The organism is Pseudomonas sp. BCRC 81390 (genome assembly GCF_030341915.1).
GTDB lineage: Bacteria > Pseudomonadota > Gammaproteobacteria > Pseudomonadales > Pseudomonadaceae > Aquipseudomonas.
Genome location: NZ_JATAAG010000066.1, coordinates 249,864 through 272,077, shown reverse-complemented (window position 1 = coordinate 272,077; position 22,214 = coordinate 249,864). Strand labels below are relative to the sequence as shown.

At 63.1% G+C, this 22,214-nt stretch carries 16 protein-coding genes; 11 read left to right on the top strand and 5 right to left on the bottom strand.

Features of this window, described 5'->3' with window-relative positions; translation table 11 throughout:
- Positions 1-6 precede the first annotated feature (6 nt).
- The 3 genes from QSV36_RS17880 to QSV36_RS17870 all read left to right on the top strand — a co-directional run bounded on the left by QSV36_RS17880 (position 7) and on the right by QSV36_RS17870 (position 3,482).
- Positions 7-1,311 (top strand): murein hydrolase activator EnvC family protein, encoded by a 1,305-nt coding sequence (locus tag QSV36_RS17880; protein ID WP_289133580.1) that lies wholly within the window; start codon positions 7-9, stop codon positions 1,309-1,311.
- A gap of 78 nt (positions 1,312-1,389) precedes the next feature.
- Entirely contained in the window at positions 1,390-2,706 is a 1,317-nt protein-coding gene (locus tag QSV36_RS17875; RefSeq protein WP_289133579.1) for a S41 family peptidase, read from the top strand.
- An 8-nt stretch (positions 2,707-2,714) separates the two neighbouring features.
- The gene (locus tag QSV36_RS17870; protein ID WP_289133578.1) at positions 2,715-3,482 is read left to right on the top strand and encodes a divergent polysaccharide deacetylase family protein; all 768 of its coding nucleotides are present in this window, start codon (positions 2,715-2,717) and stop codon (positions 3,480-3,482) included.
- A 78-nt stretch (positions 3,483-3,560) separates the two neighbouring features.
- On the opposite strand, the gene QSV36_RS17865 is transcribed toward QSV36_RS17870, so the two are convergent.
- Positions 3,561-5,564, bottom strand: a complete 2,004-nt coding sequence (locus QSV36_RS17865) for a BCCT family transporter (RefSeq protein WP_502945678.1) — start codon at positions 5,562-5,564, stop codon at positions 3,561-3,563.
- Between the two features lie 474 nt (positions 5,565-6,038).
- On the opposite strand from QSV36_RS17865, the gene betI reads away from it, so the two are divergent.
- From betI to trxC, 7 genes are all read left to right on the top strand, one after another.
- Entirely contained in the window at positions 6,039-6,695 is a 657-nt protein-coding gene (gene betI, locus QSV36_RS17860) for a transcriptional regulator BetI (RefSeq protein ID WP_186672233.1), read from the top strand.
- A gap of 37 nt (positions 6,696-6,732) precedes the next feature.
- Entirely contained in the window at positions 6,733-8,205 is a 1,473-nt protein-coding gene (gene betB, locus QSV36_RS17855; protein WP_186684284.1) for a betaine-aldehyde dehydrogenase, read from the top strand.
- A gap of 77 nt (positions 8,206-8,282) precedes the next feature.
- On the top strand, positions 8,283-9,980 hold the full coding sequence (betA, locus tag QSV36_RS17850) for a choline dehydrogenase (protein WP_289133577.1): 1,698 nt from the start codon (positions 8,283-8,285) through the stop codon (positions 9,978-9,980).
- Positions 9,981-10,181: 201 nt separating this feature from the next.
- Positions 10,182-11,924, top strand: coding sequence for a potassium/proton antiporter (locus QSV36_RS17845; RefSeq protein ID WP_170034328.1), 1,743 nt, complete (start codon positions 10,182-10,184; stop codon positions 11,922-11,924).
- 33 nt (positions 11,925-11,957) lie between these two features.
- Positions 11,958-15,266, top strand: a complete 3,309-nt coding sequence (gene mscK, locus QSV36_RS17840) for a mechanosensitive channel MscK (protein ID WP_289133576.1) — start codon at positions 11,958-11,960, stop codon at positions 15,264-15,266.
- 116 nt (positions 15,267-15,382) lie between these two features.
- On the top strand, positions 15,383-16,843 hold the full coding sequence (gene selO, locus QSV36_RS17835; protein WP_289133575.1) for a protein adenylyltransferase SelO: 1,461 nt from the start codon (positions 15,383-15,385) through the stop codon (positions 16,841-16,843).
- A 16-nt stretch (positions 16,844-16,859) separates the two neighbouring features.
- Positions 16,860-17,294, top strand: a complete 435-nt coding sequence (gene trxC / locus QSV36_RS17830; RefSeq protein WP_289133574.1) for a thioredoxin TrxC — start codon at positions 16,860-16,862, stop codon at positions 17,292-17,294.
- Here the strand turns inward: trxC and QSV36_RS17825 are convergent.
- The gene (locus tag QSV36_RS17825; RefSeq protein ID WP_289133573.1) at positions 17,291-18,064 is read right to left on the bottom strand and encodes a ParA family protein; all 774 of its coding nucleotides are present in this window, start codon (positions 18,062-18,064) and stop codon (positions 17,291-17,293) included. The genes trxC and QSV36_RS17825 overlap by 4 nt on opposite strands.
- A gap of 89 nt (positions 18,065-18,153) precedes the next feature.
- Entirely contained in the window at positions 18,154-19,047 is an 894-nt protein-coding gene (locus QSV36_RS17820; protein WP_289133572.1) for a LysR family transcriptional regulator, read from the bottom strand.
- Positions 19,048-19,212: 165 nt separating this feature from the next.
- Here QSV36_RS17820 and QSV36_RS17815 point away from each other — a divergent pair, with 165 nt between their 5' ends.
- Positions 19,213-20,400: an MFS transporter gene (locus QSV36_RS17815; RefSeq protein ID WP_289134208.1), complete on the top strand. Its 1,188-nt coding sequence runs from the start codon at positions 19,213-19,215 to the stop codon at positions 20,398-20,400.
- A 35-nt stretch (positions 20,401-20,435) separates the two neighbouring features.
- Here QSV36_RS17815 and QSV36_RS17810 read toward each other — a convergent pair whose 3' ends face one another.
- On the bottom strand, positions 20,436-20,783 hold the full coding sequence (locus QSV36_RS17810; protein WP_289133571.1) for a NirD/YgiW/YdeI family stress tolerance protein: 348 nt from the start codon (positions 20,781-20,783) through the stop codon (positions 20,436-20,438).
- A gap of 116 nt (positions 20,784-20,899) precedes the next feature.
- The gene (hemE, locus tag QSV36_RS17805; protein WP_289133570.1) at positions 20,900-21,964 is read right to left on the bottom strand and encodes a uroporphyrinogen decarboxylase; all 1,065 of its coding nucleotides are present in this window, start codon (positions 21,962-21,964) and stop codon (positions 20,900-20,902) included.
- Positions 21,965-22,214 lie beyond the last annotated feature (250 nt).

Genomic DNA, 22,214 nt, shown 5'->3' with positions numbered 1-22,214 from the left:
AACCCCATGCTTCGCGCCCTGATCCTCCTAGCCCTGTCTTGCCTGCTCGGTCCGGCATTCGCCGATGAGCGTGCGCAGACCCAGCAGCAACTGGATGCCACCCGCCAGGATATTGCCGAGCTCAAGAAGACGCTGAGCAAGCTCCAGGAAGAAAAGGCCGGTGTGCAGAAGGACCTCAAAGCCACCGAGACCGATATCGGCAACCTCGAAAAGCAGGTGGAGGCGCTGCAGCAAGAACTAAAAAAGACCGAGGGCGAGCTGGAGCGCCTTGATACCGAGAAAAAAAAACTCCAGAGCGCCCGCGTTGAACAACAGCGACTGATCGCCATCCAGGCCCGCGCGGCCTACCAGAACGGCCGTGAGGAATACCTCAAGCTGCTGCTCAACCAGCAGAACCCCGAGAAGTTTGCCCGCACCCTCACCTACTACGACTACCTGAGCAAGGCGCGCCTAGAGCAGCTGCGCACCTTCAACGAGACCCTGCGCCAGCTGGCCAACGTGGAGAAGGACATTGCCACCCAGCAGGAACAGCTGCTGGCCCAGCGCGCTGACCTCGACAGCCGCCGCCAGGCCCTGGAAGTCGAGCGTGGCAAACGCCAGCAGGTACTGGCCAAGCTCAACAGCGACATGAAGGACCGCGACCAGAAGCTGCAGTCGCGCGAGCAGGACCAGGCTGACCTGGCCAAAGTGCTCAAGACCATCGAGGAAACCCTTGCCCGCCAGGCCCGCGAGGCCGAAGAGGCGCGCCAGAAAGCCTTGCTGGCCCAGCAAGAGGCGGAAAAACGCCACCAGCAAGAAGCCCTGGCTGCGGCCGCCGCCCGCGAGCAAGACAGCGAACCCGCAGAGCCGCCGAAAAAGGCCCGCACCACCCTCGGCCCGATGGTTTCCAGCGACGGCGCGAGCTACGGTGGCGCATTTTCTGCTGCACGCGGAAAACTTCCCTGGCCAGTCAATGGTCGATTGCTGGCACGCTTCGGTGATGCCCGCGGCAGCGATGCCCGTGCCAAGTGGGACGGGGTAATGATCAGCGCCAGCCCCGGCACCCAGGTGCGTGCCGTGCACGGCGGGCGCGTGGTGTTCGCCGACTGGTTGCGCGGTGCCGGGCTTCTGGTCATCCTCGACCATGGCAACGGTTACCTGAGCCTGTATGGGCATAACCAGAGCCTGCTGAAGAGCGCCGGTGATATCGTCAAGGCCGGCGAAGCCATTTCCACCGTTGGCGACAGCGGCGGCCAGGATGCTGCCGGCTTGTATTTCGCCATTCGCCAGCAGGGCCGGCCTACCGACCCTTCGCAATGGTGCCGGGGCTAGTCAAATTTCTACGGCGTAACCCACGGGCCACGCCGATGCTCCGCAGGGAGCGCTTACAGGATCAGGAGTTCGTTCGACATGCTGCACTCGCCTCGTCTCACCCAGCTGGCCCTGTCCATCGCCCTGGCGGTGGGCGCGCCCCTGGCTACTGCCGCAGAGCCGGCCAAGCCGGCAGCGGTACCGGCCACCGAGGTGACCGCCAAGGCCCCCCTGCCGCTTGAGGAGCTGCGCACTTTCGCCGAGATCATGGACCGCATCAAGGCGGCCTACGTGGAGCCGGTGGACGACAAGACCCTGCTGGAAAACGCCATCAAGGGCATGCTCAGCAACCTCGACCCGCACTCGGCCTACCTCGGCCCCGAGGACTTCCAGGAGCTGCAGGAGAGCACCAGCGGCGAGTTCGGTGGGCTGGGTATCGAAGTGGGCCAGGAAGACGGCTTCATCAAGGTGGTCTCGCCAATCGACGACACCCCGGCCTCGCGTGCCGGCGTGCAGGCGGGCGACCTGATCGTCAAGATCAACGGCGCCCCGACCCGTGGCCAGACCATGACCGAGGCGGTCGACAAGATGCGCGGCAAGGTCGGTGAAAAGATCACCCTGACCCTGGTGCGTGATGGCGGCACCCCGTTCGATGTGACCCTTGCCCGCGCAGTCATCCAGGTCAAGAGCGTGAAGAGTCAGCTGTTGGAGAACGACTACGGCTACATTCGCATCACCCAGTTCCAGGTCAAGACCGGCGACGAAGTGGGCAAGGCCCTGGCCAAGCTGCGCAAGGACAATGGCAAGAAGCTGCGCGGGGTAGTATTGGACCTGCGCAACAACCCGGGCGGCGTGCTGCAGTCGGCGGTGGAAGTGGCCGACCACTTCCTGACCAAGGGCCTGATCGTCTACACCAAGGGGCGCATTGCCAATTCCGAGCTGCGCTTCTCGGCCGACCCGGCCGACGCCAGCGAAGGCGTGCCATTGGTAGTGCTGATCAACGGCGGCAGCGCCTCGGCCTCGGAAATCGTCGCCGGCGCCCTGCAGGACCAGAAACGCGCGGTGTTGATGGGTACCGACAGCTTCGGCAAAGGCTCGGTGCAGACCGTGCTGCCGCTGGCCAACGACCGCGCCCTGAAATTGACCACTGCGCTGTACTTCACCCCCAATGGCCGCTCTATCCAGGCCCAGGGCATCGTACCCGACATCGAAGTACGCCCGGCCAAGCTCACTGCCGAAGCCGACACCGACAACTTCAAGGAAGCCGACCTGCAGGGCCACCTGGGCAACGGCAACGGCGGCGCCGACCGCCCGACCGGCAGCGGCAAGCGCAAGGAGCGCCCACAGGATGACGACTTCCAGCTGAGCCAGGCCCTGAGCCTGCTCAAGGGCCTGAACATCACCAAGGGCGACTGACCCACCCCATGCGTTATCTGCTGTGTCTGTTGTTCTGCCTGTTGGCCGGGGTCGCGCAAGCGGCACCGGCCGGCAAGGCCTACATGAGCATCATCATCGACGACCTGGGCCAGAGTCCTGAGCGTGACAGCCGCACCCTGGCCCTGCCCGGGCCGGTGACCATGGCGATCATGCCTGATACCCCACATGCCACCGACTTTGCCCGCCAGGCCCACAAGGCCGGCAAGACAGTCATTCTGCACATGCCCATGGACCCGGCCAACGGGCCCTATGCCTGGCACCCTGGCGTCCCCATCGAAGAGCTGGCACGGCGCCTGGACAGCGCGTTGCTGAAGGTGCCCTACGCTGCCGGCATCAACAACCACATGGGCAGCCACATGACGGCCCAGCGCGAACCCATGGCCTGGTTGATGGGCGAGCTGCAGCGGCGCCATCTGTTCTTCGTCGACAGCCGCACCAGTGCCGCCACGGTGGCGGCAGCGCAAGCACAGACGCAAGGCTTGGCGCACGTTTCGCGGGATGTGTTCCTCGATGATGTGCGCACTGCCGAGGCGATTGCCCAGCAGTTGCAGCAGGGCATCGCCCTTGCGCACAAGCAGGGATCGGCAGTGCTGATCGGGCACCCTTACCCACAAACCTTGGAAGTGCTGGAACGGGAGCTGCCGCGGCTCAAGAGCCAGGGCATCGAGCTGATCCGGCTCAAGCAGATGATTGCCGTGCGCAGTAATCTGGCGATGCCGGGGCATGGCAGGAATGGCCGCTACAGCAATCGCTGAAAACCTGGGGACATAAAGCGCCCCGACAAAAGAAAACCCCGCTCATGGGAGCGGGGTCTTCTTTTGCCTCAACAGCACTTAGCTATACACACGCCCCAGCAATTGGCGGTGGCTTTCGAACTGATCGAGCACATCACGCACGATCTGCTCCGGCGCAAAGCCCATCAGGTCGTACTCCTGGCTGCCATCGTGCAAATACACCTCGGCTCGATAGAAGCGCTGACGAACTTCCGGCTCACCTTCCACCGGCGCTTCGCTCGGCGCCGCAAGGTAGCCGTCCAGGCTCACTTCGTAGACGAACGGGTTGCCCTCTTCCATCATCACCCGCAGGCCCATCAGGTTGCGCGACTGGCCAACACGGGTTTCCACCTCGAAGCCCAAAGTTTGCAGCTGCGCGGCGGCGTCTTTCAGCGCCGGGCTGACGTGCTTGTCCATGAAGCGCTGCACCACGGCCTGGGTCGGCTGCAGCTCCAGCTGGGTCAGGCGCTCGCTGAAACCGCGACGGCCACGGGCGGCCAGTTCGGCCCGCTCCTGCTCGACCACCACGTCCTGCTTCATGGCCTTGTACAGGCCGAACATGAACAGCACCAGCACCACCGAGAACGGCAGGCCCGCCAGCACCACCATGGTCTGCATGGCTTCGAAATTACCGGCGAACAGCAGGCCGATGGTGACCAGCGTGATGACCACCGACCAGAACACCACCATCCAGTGCGGGGCGTCTTCGTCCACCTTGCCGCCCTTGCAGGACAGGTTGGCCATCATCACCGCGCCGGAGTCGGCCGGGGTGAGGAACAGGACGAAGCCGACGAACACCGCCACGCCGATCACGATCTTGGCTGCCGGGAAGTATTCCAGCAATTGGTAGATCGACATCGACGGCTGTTCCAGCGCTGTCTTGCCCAGTTCCACCGCGCCCTGGTTGATCACCAGGTCCAGCGCCGTGTTGCCGAAGATAGACAGCCAGGCCAGGGTGAAGCCCAGCGGGATCAGCAATACGCCCATGACCAGCTGGCGCACGGTGCGGCCCTTGGAAATACGGGCGATGAACATCCCTACGAACGGGCCCCAGGAGATCCACCAGGCCCAGTAGAACACGGTCCACAGGCCCAGCCAGCGCTCGGACTTGTCACCCGAGCCTTCGTACACGTAGAGGTCGAAGGTCTTCAGCACGATACCGTTGAGGTAGTCGCCAATGTTCTGCACGAAGCCGTTGAGCAGGTACAGGGTTTCGCCGCCCAGCAGCACGAAGATCAACAGGCCACTAAACAGCATGATGTTCAGGTTGGACAGGCGGCGAATGCCGTTTTCCACACCCGAGACCGCCGCCACGGTGGCCACGCCGGCCATGACCAGGATCACCACCAGCAGGTTGGTCTTGCTGTGGTCCATGCCGAACAGGTACTCCAGGCCAGAGGCCACCTGCATCGAGCCGATGCCCAGGTTGGTCACCAGGCCCAGCAGGGTCACGAACATGCCGAAGATGTCCACGGCGTTGCCGGCAGCACCCTTGACCCAACGCTCGCCCACCAGCGGGTACAGCGCCGAACGCAGGGCCAGCGGCTGATTATGACGGTAGGCGAAGTAACCCACGGCCAGGCCGACCAGGGCGTAGATCGCCCAGCCATGCAGGCCCCAGTGCAGGAAGGTCAACTGCAAGCCCTGGCGCGCGGCCTCGAGGCTGGCCGAGGTGCCCTCCGGTGGGTTGAAATAGTGGTCCAGCGGCTCGGAGGCGCCGAAGTACAGCAGCGAAATGCCGATACCGGAAGAGAACAGCATGCCGGCCCAGGCGCCATAGCTGAAGTCGGGCTCGTCGTCCTTGCCGCCAAGCTTGAGCTTGCCGTAGTCGGAGAAGGCCAGGTAGACGACGAACAGCAGGTAACCGCAGATCACCAGCATGTAATACCAGCCGAAGGTACGCGTCAGCCACTTCTGGGCTACGCCCAGCACCTGGCCGGCGGTTTCGGGTACAGCGATAAGCAAGGCAGTCAGAACGAGGATCATCAGCGCGGAGGTGAAGAACACCACGCGGTTGACCCGTACCCTCTCGGCGGGGGGCTTGGTAAGTGAGGCAGAACTCATTGCACGAATGCTCCGGGCAGTGCGGCTATGGAGGCTAATCAGTGTTCCCGAGCAATTGGTGGAATATCCCCACTGCATCAGGTGTTATAAAAGGCACCCTGGAAACCGTGATCCCGAATCGATACGTTGCAAAAAACAGACAGATGGCCTGTCGCCACTGCCACGCCTCGGTTGAGGTGCGCGCATTCGCCACAGTCCACCCCGCCCGCTCCAAGGGCCTGCCGCAGGCTCTATGAGCACACGGCAGAATCTGCATTTCGCATCGCTCATGCCCGTCAACGCCTTGTATTCCGGGGGTTACGCGATTTCCTGGGGTGTCAATTCGTGCTTCTTAGACCGCCTGAAAAACTGTCAATGGCACAAATTGTCGCAGAGCTTATTCTTTATTGATTGAACGTTCAATCAAAACAAAATAGACTGGCCTTCGCCGAGTCAGCGCCTGTCGCCTGCTCGCAGGCCTGAGGAGATAGCAAGATGCCCAAGGTCGGTATGCAACCCATCCGCCGCCAGCAGTTGATCGAAGCCACGTTGCAGGCGGTCGATCAGGTCGGACTGGGGGATGCCAGCATTGCGCTGATTGCCCGTTTGGCCGGTGTGTCGAACGGCATCATCAGTCACTACTTTCGGGACAAGAACGGCCTGATCGCAGCGACGATGGGATACATCATGAACATGCTCAACGAAGGTGTTCGAGCACGTCGCCAGGCCCTGACGGACGACAGCCCGCGTGCTCACCTGAAAGTCATCATCGAGGGCAACTTCGATGCCAGCCAGGTGAACGGCCCGGCAATGAAAACCTGGTTGGCCTTCTGGGCTTCCAGCATGCACCAGCCCGATTTGCACAGGTTGCAGCGGATCAACGACCACCGCTTGTATTCCAACCTGTGCTGCCAGTTCCGCCGCGCCCTGCCGCTCTACCATGCGCGCAAGGCCGCCCGCGGCCTGGCGGCTTTGATCGATGGCTTGTGGCTGCGTGGAGCCCTGTCGGGTGATGCATTCGACACCGACCAGGCGATACGGATTGCTTACGAATACATGGATCTACAACTGGCTAAACAGCACACCCTGGACACCAATGACCAGGCTGCTGATCAAGCACGCACGGCACTTGTCGACCCGGCAGGAGCGTGACGCGCAGCCAACCACACACTGCACTTGCGAGGACACTATGGCCCGTTTCGGAACGCAAAAACTCTACATTGATGGTGCTTACGTCGACGCTGGCAGCGATGCCACTTTCGAAGCCATCAACCCGGCCACCGGCGAAGTCCTCGCCCACGTACAACGTGCCACCCAGGCCGATGTCGAGAAGGCCGTCGAAAGTGCCGAGCGAGGCCAGAAAGTCTGGGCCGCGATGACTGCCATGCAGCGTTCGCGCATCCTGCGCCGCGCCGTCGACATCCTGCGCGAGCGCAACGACGAACTGGCCATGCTGGAAACCCTGGACACCGGCAAGTCGTACTCGGAAACCCGCTACGTCGACATCGTTACCGGCGCCGACGTGCTGGAATACTACGCCGGCCTGGTACCGGCCATCGAAGGCGAGCAGATTCCGCTGCGCGAGTCGTCCTTCGTCTACACCCGCCGCGAGCCGCTGGGCGTGACCGTCGGTATCGGTGCGTGGAACTACCCGATCCAGATCGCCCTGTGGAAATCCGCCCCGGCCCTGGCCGCTGGCAACGCAATGATCTTCAAGCCGTCGGAAGTGACCTCGCTGACCACCCTCAAGCTGGCCGAGATCTACACCGAAGCCGGCCTGCCAAACGGCGTGTTCAACGTCCTGACCGGCAGCGGCCGCGAAGTCGGCACCTGGCTGACCGAGCACCCGCGCATCGAGAAAGTCTCCTTCACCGGCGGTACCACCACCGGCAAGAAGGTCATGGCCAGCGCCTCGAGCTCGTCGCTCAAGGAAGTCACCATGGAACTGGGTGGCAAGTCGCCGCTGATCATCTGTGCCGACGCCGACCTGGACAAGGCCGCCGACATCGCCATGATGGCCAACTTCTACAGCTCGGGCCAGGTCTGCACCAACGGCACCCGCGTGTTCATCCCGGCAGCCATGAAGGCAGCTTTCGAAGCCAAGATCGTCGAGCGCGTTGCGCGCATTCGCGCTGGCAACCCGGAAGACGAGAACACCAACTTCGGCCCGCTGGTCAGCTTCCAGCACATGGAAAGCGTGCTCGGCTACATCGCCAAGGGCAAGGAAGAAGGCGCCCGCGTGCTGTGCGGTGGTGAGCGCATGACCGAAGGTGCTTTCGCCAAGGGTGCCTTCGTCGCCCCGACCGTGTTCACCGATTGCACCGACGACATGACCATCGTCAAGGAAGAGATCTTCGGCCCGGTGATGAGCATCCTCACCTACGAAACCGAAGAAGAAGTCATCCGCCGTGCCAACGACACCGAGTACGGCCTGGCCGCCGGTGTGTGCACCAACGACATCAGCCGCGCCCACCGCATCATCCACAAGCTGGAAGCCGGTATCTGCTGGATCAACGCCTGGGGCGAATCGCCAGCCGAAATGCCGGTGGGTGGCTACAAGCAGTCGGGCGTCGGCCGTGAGAACGGCATCAGCTCGCTGGCCCAATACACTCGCATCAAGTCGGTCCAGGTCGAGCTGGGCGGCTACAACTCGGTTTTCTGAACCCTGTCTAGCCACGCCCGTGCCGCTGCGCACGGGCGTTTCCGCTCCCTGATCACCGCCAACATGAGGGTACTTTCATGTCCAAAGAATACGATTACATCATCGTCGGTGCCGGCTCTGCCGGTAACACCCTGGCGACCCGCCTGACCGAAGACGCCGGCGTCACTGTACTGCTGCTGGAAGCCGGTGGCCCCGACTACCGCTTCGACTTCCGCACCCAGATGCCAGCCGCCCTGGCCTTCCCGCTGCAGGGCCGTCGCTACAACTGGGCCTACGAGACCGACCCGGAGCCGCACATGAACGGCCGCCGCATGGAGTGTGGCCGAGGCAAGGGCCTGGGTGGCTCGTCGCTGATCAACGGCATGTGCTACATCCGCGGCAACGCCATGGACTTCGATGGCTGGGCAGAGCTGCCGGGCCTGGAAGACTGGACCTACCTGGACTGCCTGCCGTACTTCCGCAAGGCCGAAACCCGTGACATCGGCCCGAACGACTACCATGGCGGCGAAGGCCCGGTCAGCGTGACCACGCCGAAAGCCGGCAACAACCCACTGTTCCACGCCATGGTCGAAGCCGGCGTGCAGGCCGGCTACCCGCGCACCGAAGACCTCAACGGCTACCAGCAGGAAGGCTTCGGTCCGATGGACCGTACCGTGACCAAGAACGGTCGCCGCTCCAGCACCGCCCGCGGCTACCTGGACCAGGCCAAGAAGCGCCCGAACCTGACCATTGTCACCCACGCCCTGACCGACCGCGTACTGTTCGACGGCAAGCGCGCCATCGGCGTGACCTACCTGGTTGGCGACAGCGAAGAGCGCGTCGAAGCCCGCGCACGCAAGGAAGTGATCGTCAGCTCCGGTGCCATCGCCTCGCCGCAACTGCTGCAGCGTTCCGGCGTCGGCCCGCGCGCCCTGCTGGAAAGCCTCGACATCCCGGTGGTGCACGACCTGCCGGGCGTTGGCGAAAACCTGCAGGACCACCTGGAACTGTACCTGCAGTACGCCTGCACCCAGCCGGTGTCGCTGTACCCGTCGCTGCTCTGGTGGAACCAGCCGGCGATCGGCGCCGAGTGGATGTTCAACGGCACCGGTATCGGCGCCAGCAACCAGTTCGAGGCCGGTGGTTTCATCCGTACCCGCCCTGAATTCAAGTGGCCGAACATCCAGTACCACTTCCTGCCGGTGGCCATCAACTACAACGGCTCCAACGGCGTCAAGGAGCACGGCTTCCAGGCGCACATGGGCTCGATGCGTTCGCCAAGCCGCGGCCGTATCCGCCTCAAGTCGAAGGACCCGCGCCAGCACCCAAGCATCCTGTTCAACTACATGGCGACCGAACAGGACTGGCAGGAATTCCGTGACGGCATTCGCCTGACCCGCGAGATCATGGCCCAGCCGGCGCTGGACCCGTACCGCGGCCGCGAAATCAGCCCGGGCGCGCACGTGCAGACCGACGAAGAACTGGACAAGTTCATCCGCGAACACGCCGAAACCGCCTTCCACCCGTCCTGCTCGTGCAAGATGGGCACCGACGACATGGCAGTGGTCGATGGCGAAGGCCGCGTGCATGGCATGCAAGGTCTGCGGGTGGTCGACGCGTCGATCATGCCGATCATCATCACCGGCAACCTCAACGCCACCACGATCATGATCGCTGAGAAAATCTCGGACAAGATCCGTGGCCGCAAGCCATTGCCTCGCAGCACCGCCAAGTACTATGTGGCCAATGGCGCACCGGTGAAGGGCAAGCCGTTGCGTGAGGTGAAGCAGGCGTAAACCTGCACTGGCCTCCTCGCGGGCGTGCTCGCGAAGAGGCCCTCCAGGCATTACCCAAAAGGCACCCACCGCGGTGCCTTTTGCACATCTGCAGAAACGCTTTACAGCCTGCCAATTCATCAGGTTAGAATCAGTTGGCACGCGACCTGCTAGCAAGCTGCTATCGAGTCCCTTCCCCCGCGGTTCCCGGAGTACCTGCCTTTGGATGCAAGCACCATCAACAGCCTGTTCCTGATCGGCGCATTGCTGGTGGGCGCAAGTATCCTGGTCAGCTCGCTGTCTTCGCGCCTGGGCATCCCTATCCTGGTCATCATCCTTGCGGTCGGCATGATCGCCGGTGTCGATGGTGGCGGCATCATTTTCAACAACTACCCGACCGCCTACCTGGTGGGCAACCTGGCACTGGCCGTGATCCTGCTTGACGGCGGCCTGCGCACACGGGTTGCGAGCTTCCGCGTGGCCCTGTGGCCGGCGCTGTCGCTGGCCACCGTCGGCGTCATGATCACCACCGCCCTCACCGGCATGGTCGCCGCCTGGCTGTTCGATCTGAGCCTGATCCAGGGCCTGCTGATCGGTGCGATCGTCGGCTCCACCGACGCCGCGGCGGTGTTCTCGCTGCTCGGCGGCAAAGGCCTGAACGAGCGGGTGACCGCCACCCTGGAAATCGAATCGGGCAGCAACGACCCGATGGCCGTGTTTCTCACCGTCACCCTTATCGACATGATCGCCAGCGGCCAGACCGGCCTGCACTGGAGCCTGCTCACCCACCTGCTGCGCGAGTTCGGCATCGGCGGGCTGCTGGGCCTGGGTGGTGGCTGGCTGATGCTGCAACTGGTCAACCGCATCAACCTGGCCGGCGGCCTGTACCCGATCCTGGTCATCGCTGGCGGCCTGGTGGTGTTCTCGCTGACCAACGCCCTGCACGGCAGTGGTTTCCTCGCCGTCTACCTGTGCGGCCTGGTGCTGGGCAACAAGCCGATCCGCAGCCGCCATGGCATCCTGCACATGCTCGACGGCATGGCCTGGCTGGCGCAGATTGGCATGTTCCTGGTGCTGGGCTTGCTGGTCACCCCGCATGACCTGCTGCCCATCGCCCTGCCTGCGCTGGGCCTGGCGTTGTGGATGATCCTGGTGGCGCGCCCGTTGTCAGTGGTCGCCAGCCTACTGCCATTCAAGGCCTTCCATGGCCGTGAAAAAGGCTTCATTTCCTGGGTTGGCCTGCGCGGCGCGGTACCCATTATCCTCGCGGTATTCCCGTTGATGGCCGGCCTGCCGGACGCCCAGCTGTTCTTCAACCTGGCGTTCTTCATCGTGCTGGTGTCGCTGCTGGTGCAAGGCACCAGCCTGCCGTGGATGGCCAAACTGCTGAAAGTGACCGTACCGCCCGACCCGGCGCCGATCTCCCGTTCCGCCCTGGAAGTCCACCTGACCAGCGAGTGGGAACTCTTCGTCTACCGCCTGGGCGCGGAAAAATGGTGCATCGGCGCCGCCCTGCGCGAGCTGAAAATGCCCGAAGGCACGCGCATCGCCGCCCTGTTCCGGGGCGAGCAACTGCTGCACCCATCGGGCAGCACCGTGCTTGAAGTGGGCGACATGCTTTGCGTGATCGGCCACGAACACAACCTGCCAGCCCTGGGCAAACTGTTCAGCCAGGCGCCGCAACGCGGCCTGGATCTGCGTTTCTTCGGCGACTTCGTCCTCGAAGGCGATGCCGAACTGGGTGCGGTGGCAGCGCTGTATGGCCTCAAACTCGATGGCCTGGATGCGAAAATGCCGTTGGCGCAGTTCATCCGACAGAAGGTCGGAGGCGCTCCAGTAGTAGGTGACCAGGTCGAATGGCATGGCACGATCTGGACCGTGGCCACCATGGACGGGAACAAGATTCAGAAAGTAGGCGTCAGATTCCCCGAAGGAACGCGACCCGGACCAGGATTGTTCCTCTAAACTTCGTTTGCCTGATTCACAAGTAGCCTGCCTATGTCCCTGCGCGTGTATGTCCGCACAGCCCTGCTCGGGCTGTGCCTGTCTCTCTCTTTTGCAGCCTCTGCGGCAGAAGCCCCGACCACCGCCAGCATCCAGAACAGCCTCGACAAGATCGCCGAGCGCAAGCTGCCCGAGGCGGAGCAGAAAGCCCTGCAGCAGGTCCTGGAGCAAACCCTCAGCCTGCTCGCCAGCAAGGAAGACAACGAGAAGAAGCTCGCCGCGCTCAAGCAGCAGCTGGCCGGGGCCCCGAAGGAAACCAGCGACAGCCAGCGCGAACTGGCCAAGCTCAAGGAAAGCAAGCCACAGCCGGTGGCCCAACGCTACGCCAGCCTCAGCGTGCCACAGTTGGAGCAGATGCTCGGCGAGCGCAGCACCCAGCAGGGCGAGCTGCAAAAGGCACTGTCCGAAGCCAACAGCCTGATCATCAATTCGCAGACCCGTCCGGAACGCGCCCAGGCGGAAATCAGTAACGCCCAGGCGCGCACCCAGCAGATCAACAGCATTCTCAAGACCGGCAAGGATGCTGGCAAACCGATCAACGCCGACCAGCGCAACCAGCTCAATGCCGAACTGGCCTCGCTCAACGCCCTGACCCTGCTGCGCCGCCAGGAGCTGGCCGGCAACAGCCTGTTGCAGGACCTCGGCAACGCCCGCCACGACCTGCTGATCGAGCGCGCGGCACGCCTGGAGCAGGAAATCCAGGACCTGCAGACACTGATCAACGACAAGCGTCTGGCCCAATCTCAGGAAACCGTCACCCAGCAATCGATCGAGGCTCAGAAGGCCGGTGGCAGCAGCCTGCTGGCCACCGAAAGCGCGGTCAATCTCAAGCTCTCTGACTACCTGCTCAAAAGCACCGATCGGCTCAACGAACTGACCCAGCAGAACCTGCGCACCAAGCAACAGCTGGACAGCCTGACCCAGGCTGACCAGGCGCTGGACGAGCAGATCAACGTGCTCAAAGGCAGCCTGCTGCTGTCCAAGATCCTCTACAAGCAGAAGCAGACCCTGCCGCACCTGAAGCTGGACCGCGACCTGGCCGACCAGATCGCCGATACCCGCCTGTACCAGTTCGAGGTCAACCAGCAACGCGAGCAGATGAGCAGCCCGGTCACCTACGTCGACAAGCTGCTGGCCGCCCAGCCGCAGGAAGAGGTGACGCCGCAGCTACGCAAAGCCCTGCTGGAAGTGGCCATCACCCGCAGCGACCTGCTGGAGCGGCTGAACCGCGAGCTGTCGGCGCTGCTCAACGAATCGATCACCTTGCAGCTCAACCAGAAGCAGTTGCTGGGTACTGCCCAGAGCCTGCGGACCACCCTTGACGAGCAGATGTTCTGGATCCCCAGCAACAAGCCGCTGGACTGGGACTGGCTGCGTTACGTGCCGGAGCGCCTGGCCGACCAGGTCGCCAACCTGCCATGGGGCTCGGGCCTGAACGAGCTGGCCGACGGCCTCAGCCAGCGGCCGTTGCTGTTCCTGCCGCTGCTGCTGGTGATCGGCGCGTTGCTGTGGCGACGCAAGTACCTGTACCAGCGCCTGGGCAAGGTGCACCAGGACATCGGCCATTTCCGTCGCGACAGCCAGTGGCATACACCGCAGGCGATCCTCATCAACATCCTGCTGGCGATGCCGGTCAGCCTGGGCCTGGCCCTGTGCAGCTATGCCCTGCAGATCGACGCCCGTGGGCAGAACGCCAACCTCGGCGCCGCCCTCTGGCAGCTGGCCCAGGCCTGGCTGGTGTTCTACACCGCCTATCGCATCCTCGCCCCCGGTGGCGTGGCGGAAATCCATTTCCGCTGGCACAAGCCGCAGGTCGAGTTCCTGCGCGGCTGGGTACGCCGCCTGGGCACCGTGGTGCTGGCGCTGGTCGGCGTGGTGGCCGTGGCCGAACATCAGCCATCGGCGCTGGCCGACGATGTGCTGGGCATCGGCGTGGTGCTGACCTGCTATGCCCTGATGGCCTGGCTGCTCAGCCGCCTGCTGCTCAGCAGCCCCGCGCACCGTGACACCTCGCTGTTCCGCAAGGCCGTGGGCGTGGCCTTCACTGCACTGCCCATCGCCCTGTTCGTGGCCGTGTGCTTCGGCTACTACTACACCGCGCTGAAGCTCACCGACCGGCTGATCTACACCCTCTACCTGCTGCTGTTCTGGCTGGTGATCGAGGCCGCGTTCGTGCGCGGGCTGTCGGTGGCCGCACGGCGCCTGGCCTACCAGCGCGCACTGAGCAAACGGGCGGCGGCCAAGGAAGGCCTGGATGGCGAAGTCATCAGTGAAGAGCCGACGCTGGACATCGAGCAGGTCAACCAGCAATCGCTGCGCCTGATCCGCCTGGCCCTGCTCGGCGGCTTCATTGCCGGCCTGTACTGGGTGTGGTCGGACCTGATCTCGGTGTTCGCCTACCTCAACAACTTTGTCCTGTATGAATACACCAGCGGCACCGGCGCCGCCGCCAGCATGGTGCCGATCAGCCTCGGCGACCTGCTCGGTGCCCTGGTCATCGTCGGCATTACCTTTGCCTTGGCCGGCAACTTGCCAGGCCTGCTGGAAGTGCTGGTGCTGTCACGCCTGAACCTGGCCCAGGGCAGCGCCTACGCCACCACCACGCTGTTGTCATACACCATCGTCGGCGTCGGCATCGTCAGTACCCTGTCGACCCTCGGGGTCAGCTGGGACAAGCTGCAGTGGCTGGTGGCCGCGTTGTCGGTAGGCCTGGGCTTCGGCATGCAGGAAATCTTCGCCAACTTCATTTCCGGCATCATGATCCTGTTCGAACGCCCGGTGCGTATCGGCGACACCATCACCATCGGCAACCTGTCGGGCACGGTGAGCAAGATCCGCATCCGCGCCACCACCATCACCGATTTCGACCGCAAGGACATCATCGTCCCCAACAAGACCTTCATCACCGGCCAGCTGATCAACTGGTCGCTGACCGACACGGTCACCCGGGTGACACTGAAGCTGGGCATCGACTACGGCTCCGACCTGGACCTGGTACGCGACCTGCTGCTCAAGGGTGCCCATGAGAACCCACGGGTGCTCAAGGACCCGGAGCCGATCGTGTATTTCCTCAACTTCGGCGAAAGCTCACTGGACCACGAGCTGCGCATGCACGTGCGCGACCTGGGCGACCGCAACCCGACCCTGGATGAGATCAACCGCTACATCAACCGTGAGTTCAAGGCGCACAACATCAAGATCTCGGTACGCCAGGTAGAGGTATTCCTGATGGACCCGAAAGGCGGCAAGCAACAGCTGGTTCCGGTGGAGCAGCCGAAATCGGATGGCACTGCTTCGGCCTGAGAACGCTCCAATGCTTTATTCTGGGCAAAACCCCGCGAGGCCTTTGCCCTCGTTCGCGGGCAAGCTCGCGAAGGGCCGTAGCGCGGCCCCGGACACTCAACCCCAGGAGCCGGCCTGTGAAAGCCCTCGACCAACTCACCTTCGACAACCGCTTCGCCCGCCTGGGCGATGCGTTCTCCACCCAGGTACTGCCCGAGCCCATCGCAGAGCCGCGCCTGGTGGTTGCAAGCGAGTCGGCCATGGCCCTGCTCGACCTCGACCCGGCCCAGGCCGAACTGCCGTTGTTTGCCGAGCTGTTCAGCGGCCACAAGCTGTGGGACCAGGCCGACCCACGGGCGATGGTCTATTCCGGTCACCAGTTCGGCTCGTACAACCCACGGCTGGGTGATGGCCGCGGTCTGCTGCTGGCCGAAGTGCTCAATGACGCCGGCGAGCACTGGGACCTGCACCTAAAGGGCGCCGGCCAGACCCCTTACTCACGCATGGGCGACGGCCGCGCCGTGCTGCGCTCGTCGATCCGCGAGTTCCTCGCCTCCGAAGCCCTGCACGCCCTGGGCATTGCCACCAGCCGGGCGCTGTGCGTCATCGGCTCCAGCACCCCGGTATGGCGTGAAACCCGTGAAAGCGCGGCCATGCTCACCCGCCTGGCGCCAAGCCATGTGCGTTTCGGCCATTTCGAGTACTTCTACTACACCAAGCAGCCCGAGCAGCAGCGCGTGCTGATCGACCATGTGCTGGAACAGCACTACCCCGAATGCCGTGAAGCCGAGCAGCCCTACCTGGCCATGTTCCGCAGCATCGTCGAGCGCAACGCCGAACTGATTGCCCGTTGGCAGGCCTATGGCTTCTGCCACGGCGTGATGAACACCGACAACATGTCGATTCTCGGCATTACCTTCGACTTCGGCCCTTATGCGTTCCTGGACGACTTCGACGCCAACTTCATCTGCAACCACTCCGACGACCGTGGCCGCTACAGCTATGCCAACCAGGTACCAATCGCCCACTGGAACCTCAGTGCCCTGGCCCAGGCACTGACCACGGTGATCGAAGTGGAACCCCTGAAGGAGGCGCTGGGGCTGTTCCTGCCGCTTTACCAGGCCCATTACCTCGACCTGATGCGCCGCCGCCTGGGCCTGACCAGCGCCGAGGACGACGACATGGCGTTGGTCGAGCGCCTGTTGCAGCGCATGCAGAGCGGTGGCGTGGACTACAACCTGTTCTTCCGCAAGCTGGGTGACAAGCCGGTCGCCGAAGCGCTGAAAGTGGTGCGCGACGACTTCATCGACCTGGCCGGTTTCGATGCCTGGGGGGCGGACTACCTGGCCCGTTGCGAGCGTGAAGCCGCTAATGCCGATGGGCGTCGGGAGCGGATGCATGCGGTCAACCCGCTGTATGTGCTGCGCAACTACCTGGCGCAGAAAGCCATCGAAGCGGCGGAAGCGGGCGACTACAGTGAAGTACGGCGGTTGCATCAGGTGTTGAGCAAGCCATTTGAAGAGCAGGCCGGTATGCAGGCCTACGCCGAGCGCCCACCAGAATGGGGCAAGCATCTGGAAATCAGCTGTTCTTCGTAATGTTCAAGGAGTTCACATGTCCGATCCACTGGTAATCCCCTGCCCGCACTGCAACGGCCTCAACCGCCTGCCGGCGGCGCGCCTGGGTGACGCCCCGAAATGCGGCCGCTGCAAGCAGGACGTGCTGCTGAGCACCCCGTTCGAACTCAGCGAAGCCAACTATGCCAGCCAGATCAAGGGCGACCTGCCACTGTTGATGGACGTCTGGGCCGACTGGTGCGGTCCATGCAAATCCTTCGCCCCGACCTTCGAACAGGCCGCGCGCCAGCTAAGCGGCCGCTGCCGCCTGGCCAAGCTCGACAGCGAGGCCAACCGCAACCTCGCCGGACAACTCGGCATCCGCTCGATTCCCAGCCTGATCCTGTTCAAGAACGGCCGTGAGATCAGCCGCCAGGCCGGGGCGTTTCCACTTCAATCGCTGCTGGAGTGGCTGCGCAGCCAAGGGGTTTAAGCGTTCTCTTCCAGCAGCGAATGCAACTCGACAAACTGCTGGGTCAGCTTGTGCCTGGGCTCCAGGTGAATCAGCGGCAGGCTGGCGTGGTGCGACTCACGCATCTTCACCGAGCTGCCCAGGTACACCGGTAGCACCGGCAAACCCTCCCCCAGCAGCTCATCGAGCATCTGCTGCGGCAGACTGGCACGGGACTGGAACTGGTTGACCACGATGCCTTCGACCAACAGGTCTTCGTTGTGGTCTTCCTTGAGCTCCTCGATCTCTGCCAGCAGGCCATAAAGGGCCTGGCGCGAAAAGCTGTCGCAATCGAAGGGAATCAGCACGCGATCGGCGGCAATCAGCGCCGAAACCGCATAAAAATTCAGGGCTGGCGGGGTATCGATGTAGATCCGCTCGTAATCCTCGTCCAGTTCATCGAGCAATTTACGCAGCTTGTTGATCTTGTGCTTGGCCTCCAGCTTCGGCTGCAGGTCGGCCAGCTCGGCAGTGGCGGTAACCACGTGCAGGTTGTCGAATGGGGTTTCGTAGATATCGACTTGGTTCTTCTTGCTGAACGGCCCGCTGGACAGACTCTGCTTGAAGAAGTCGGCGATGCCCGTGGGGATATCCTCGCCGGTGAGGCCAGTGAGGTACTGGGTCGAGTTGGCCTGGGCATCCAGGTCGATCAGCAGGGTCCGGTAGCCTTCATTGGCACTGACCGCCGCCAGGTTGCAGGCGATGCTCGACTTGCCCACGCCACCTTTCTGATTGAACACCACGCGCCGCATGATAGACCTCCGTGTTTCAACGAATGCCCGAGTATGTGGCGGCGCTGCGGCAATGGCCAGCGCCATTTGCCGTTCACTCCTGCAGGTCGTCAGTCATAGGCCTGCCCGGTCACCAAATCGGCAAAGGCCCTGGCCATGGCCGACCTGCCGCGCTCGCGCTGTACCAGCCACACCGTCGTCATCGCCCCGTCATCGAGCAGGGTGCGGTACACCACGCCTTCGATGCGCATGCGCTGGAAGGAGGCCGGCAGTACCGAGACCCCCAACCCCGCCGACACCAGGCCGATGATGGTCATCGCTTCCCCCGCTTCCTGGGCAAAATGCGGGCTGAAGCCCGCCTGCCGCGCCAGGCTCAACAGCTGCGCATGCAGGCCGCTGCCATAACTGCGCGGGAAGAACACGAACGGCTCATGGGCCAGCGCCGCCATGTGCACGCCATGCTGGGTACCTTCGGCCAGCGGGTGCGATGCGTTGATTACCGCTACCAGCGGCTCGCTGAACAGCTCGGTGGCAACCAGGCCTTCCGGCAGCGGCATCGGCCGCATCAGCCCTACCTCTATGGATTCATCGAACACTCCCTCGGCGACATCGCGGCTGCTCATTTCCCTGAGGTTCAGGTGCACCGCCGGGAAACGCTGGCGGAACGCATGGATGGCCTTGGGGATCTTCGAGGTGAACGGGGCCGAGGACGTGAAGCCGATCTTCATTTCGCCCAGCTCGCCCAACTGCGCACGTCGGGCCACATCGGCGGCTTTTTCTACCTGCGCCAGCACCTGGCGGGCTTCGTCGAGGAACAAGCGCCCCGCCTCGCTCAGCTCGACCCGCCGGTTGGTGCGCTCGAACAGCCGTGCGCCCAGCTCCTGCTCCAGCGCCTGGATCTGCTGGCTCAAAGGCGGCTGCGAGATGCCCAGTTGCTGGGCGGCACGGCCAAAGTGCAGTTCTTCGGCCACAGCAATGAAATACCGCAGGTGGCGCAGTTCCATGATCGGCTCCGAACAAGTCGTCAAACGTCTTAAATAGGTCGAACAATATATTGGAACTAATCATTAGCCAGCTATATGATTTTTTCATTGCGTCAGAGGTACCCACCCGTGAAAACTGCCGTAGCGCCCCTTCCCGCCGAGCCAGAACCTGCCTCCTTGAACGAAATGTGGATCGAAAAGGGCACGCCTGCTTTCATGAAGACCGTGCTGGCCTTGTTCAGCGGCGGCTTTGCCACTTTCGCCCTGCTGTATTGCGTGCAACCGATGATGCCGCTGCTGTCGAAGGAATTTACCATCAACGCAGCGCAGAGCAGCTTGGTGCTGTCGGTCTCGACGGCGATGCTGGCGTTCGGCCTGTTGATTACCGGGCCCATTTCCGACCGCATTGGCCGCAAGCCGGTGATGGTGTTTGCCCTGGCCTGTGCGGCCCTCTCCACCTTGGCCAGCGCGGTGATGCCAAGTTGGGAGTTGGTCCTGGCCACCCGTGCCCTGGTCGGCCTGTCCCTGAGCGGCCTGGCGGCAGTGGCGATGACCTACCTCAGCGAAGAGATCCACCCGCAGCACATCGGCCTGGCCATGGGCCTGTACATTGGCGGCAATGCCATTGGCGGCATGAGCGGGCGCCTGATCACAGGGGTACTGATCGATTTCGTCAGCTGGCATACGGCGATGCTGACCATCGGTGGCCTGGCCCTGGCAGCCGCGCTGGTGTTCTGGAAAGTGCTGCCGGAATCGCGCAACTTCCGCCCACAGGCGATGAACCCGCGTAGCCTGCTGGATGGCTTTGTCATGCACTTCAAGGATGCCGGCCTGCCCTGGCTGTTCCTCGAAGCCTTCCTGCTGATGGGCGCCTTCGTCACCCTGTTCAACTACATCGGCTATCGCTTGCTGGCCGAGCCCTACCACATGAACCAGGCGTTGGTCGGCTTGCTGTCGGTGGTGTACCTCTCGGGCATCTACAGCTCGGCGCAGGTCGGCGCCCTGGCCGACAAGCTGGGCCGGCGCAAGGTGTTCTGGGCCAGTATCGTGGTGATGGCGAGTGGCTTGCTGATGACCCTGGCCAGCCCGCTGGTAGCGGTGATCCTGGGCATGCTGGTGTTCACCTTCGGCTTCTTTGGCGCCCATTCGGTAGCCAGCAGCTGGATCGGTCGCCGGGCGCTGAAAGCCAAGGGGCAGGCCTCGTCGCTGTACCTGTTCAGCTATTACGCGGGGTCGAGTGTGGCCGGTACGGCGGGCGGGGTGTTCTGGCACCAGTGGGGCTGGAACGGCATCGGGCTGTTCATCGGCAGCCTGCTGGCGGTGGCGTTGCTGGTGGCGCTGCACCTGAGCAAGCTGGCACCTAAGTCGATCTGAACATTGGGGCTGCCTTGCAGCCCCTGGATCTCGGATCAGTTGATTATTTCGACCCTGTCCACATCCACTTCCCGGCTCATCAGGTGCTTCTCCACCTCACCGGTCAGCTTGACCTTGGTCTTGTCGTTGAACTGCGTCGGCGGCAGGTCTTCATCATCAATTTCAACGGTGATGGTGCCGGTGTTGTCCTTGAACTCGTACTTGTCGTCGTTGTTGATCTTCTTGGTCACGTAGCCTTGCAGTACCACCGGGGTGTCATCGGCAGCATCGTTGGCCACAGCTACGGTAGTAACCGACTGGGCGCCCGGCCCGGTGTAGCTGGCAGCCAGGGCGGCGGTGCTGAACAAGGGGGCGAGGATCAACGCAAGATAACGTGCTTTCATGAGAATCAGGTCCTGTTTCGGTTTCGATGGGACCAGATTAGCGACGATCGCTGAATTAAAACTTAACGCGACAAAAAGCCCGGCACATGGCCGGGCTTTGTTTTTCAGCGAGCAGCTCACTGATGGTACTGCGCCGACAGCTCATGCACGGCGTTGATGAACACGCCAGCGTGCTCCGGGTCGACTTCCGGGGTGATGCCGTGGCCGAGGTTGAACACGTGGCCTGTGCCATGGCCGTAACTGGCCAGGATCCGCGCGACTTCGTTGCGAATGGCTTCGGGCTTGGCGTACAGCACGGTCGGGTCCATGTTGCCCTGCAATGCCACCTTGTCACCCACACGGCGGCGAGCGTCGCCAATTTCGCAGGTCCAGTCCAGGCCCAGCGCATCGGCACCGGCTTCGGCGATGCTTTCCAGCCACAGGCCGCCATTCTTGGTGAACAGGATTACCGGCACCTTGCGCCCTTCGTGCTCGCGGATCAGGCCGCTGACGATCTTGCGCATGTAGGCCAGGGAGAACTCCTTATAGGCCGCCGCCGACAGGTTGCCGCCCCAGGTGTCGAAGATCTGCACGGCTTGGGCGCCGGCGAGGATCTGGCCGTTGAGGTAGCTGGTCACCGACTGCGCCAGCTTGTCCAGCAGCAGGTGCAGGGCCTGCGGGTTGTCGTAGGCCATTGCCTTGGTCTTGCGGAAGTCCTTCGACGAGCCGCCTTCGACCATGTAGGTGGCCAAGGTCCATGGGCTGCCGGAGAAGCCGATCAGCGGCACGCGGCCGTTGAGCTCGCGGCGGATGGTGCTGACTGCGTCCATCACATAGCCGAGGTCTTTCTGTGGGTCGGGGATCGGCAGCGCTTCGATATCGGCCGGGCTGCTGATGACCTTCTTGAAACGCGGGCCTTCGCCGGTTTCGAAGTACAAGCCCAGGCCCATGGCGTCAGGGATGGTGAGAATGTCCGAGAACAGGATCGCCGCATCCAGCGGGTAGCGGTCCAGCGGCTGCAGGGTGACCTCGCAGGCGAACTGCGGGTTCATGCACAGGCTCATGAAGTCACCGGCCTTGGCGCGGCTGGCGCGGTACTCCGGCAGATAGCGGCCGGCCTGGCGCATCATCCACACCGGGGTGACATCTACGGGTTGCTTGAGCAGTGCACGCAGGAAACGATCGTTCTTCAGGGCAGTCATGTCGGCATCCGGAAAAAAAGTGCGGGCATTTTCTCAGACGCCAGCGCAAAAGGCACGGTCAGGGCCATGCGTTTTGTCTATTGGATGCCATGGATCAAGCAATTTTGTATACAAAGTTGCTTGAATCTGCTTTTCAGCTCGATCACGACACAAGGCCGCGCCTACAACGGGTATGCGACCCCGGCAGGAGCAACTGTCTCGCTCAACTTCCAAAAGCTGGCGCGGCCCCTGTGGGAGCGGGCTTGCTCGC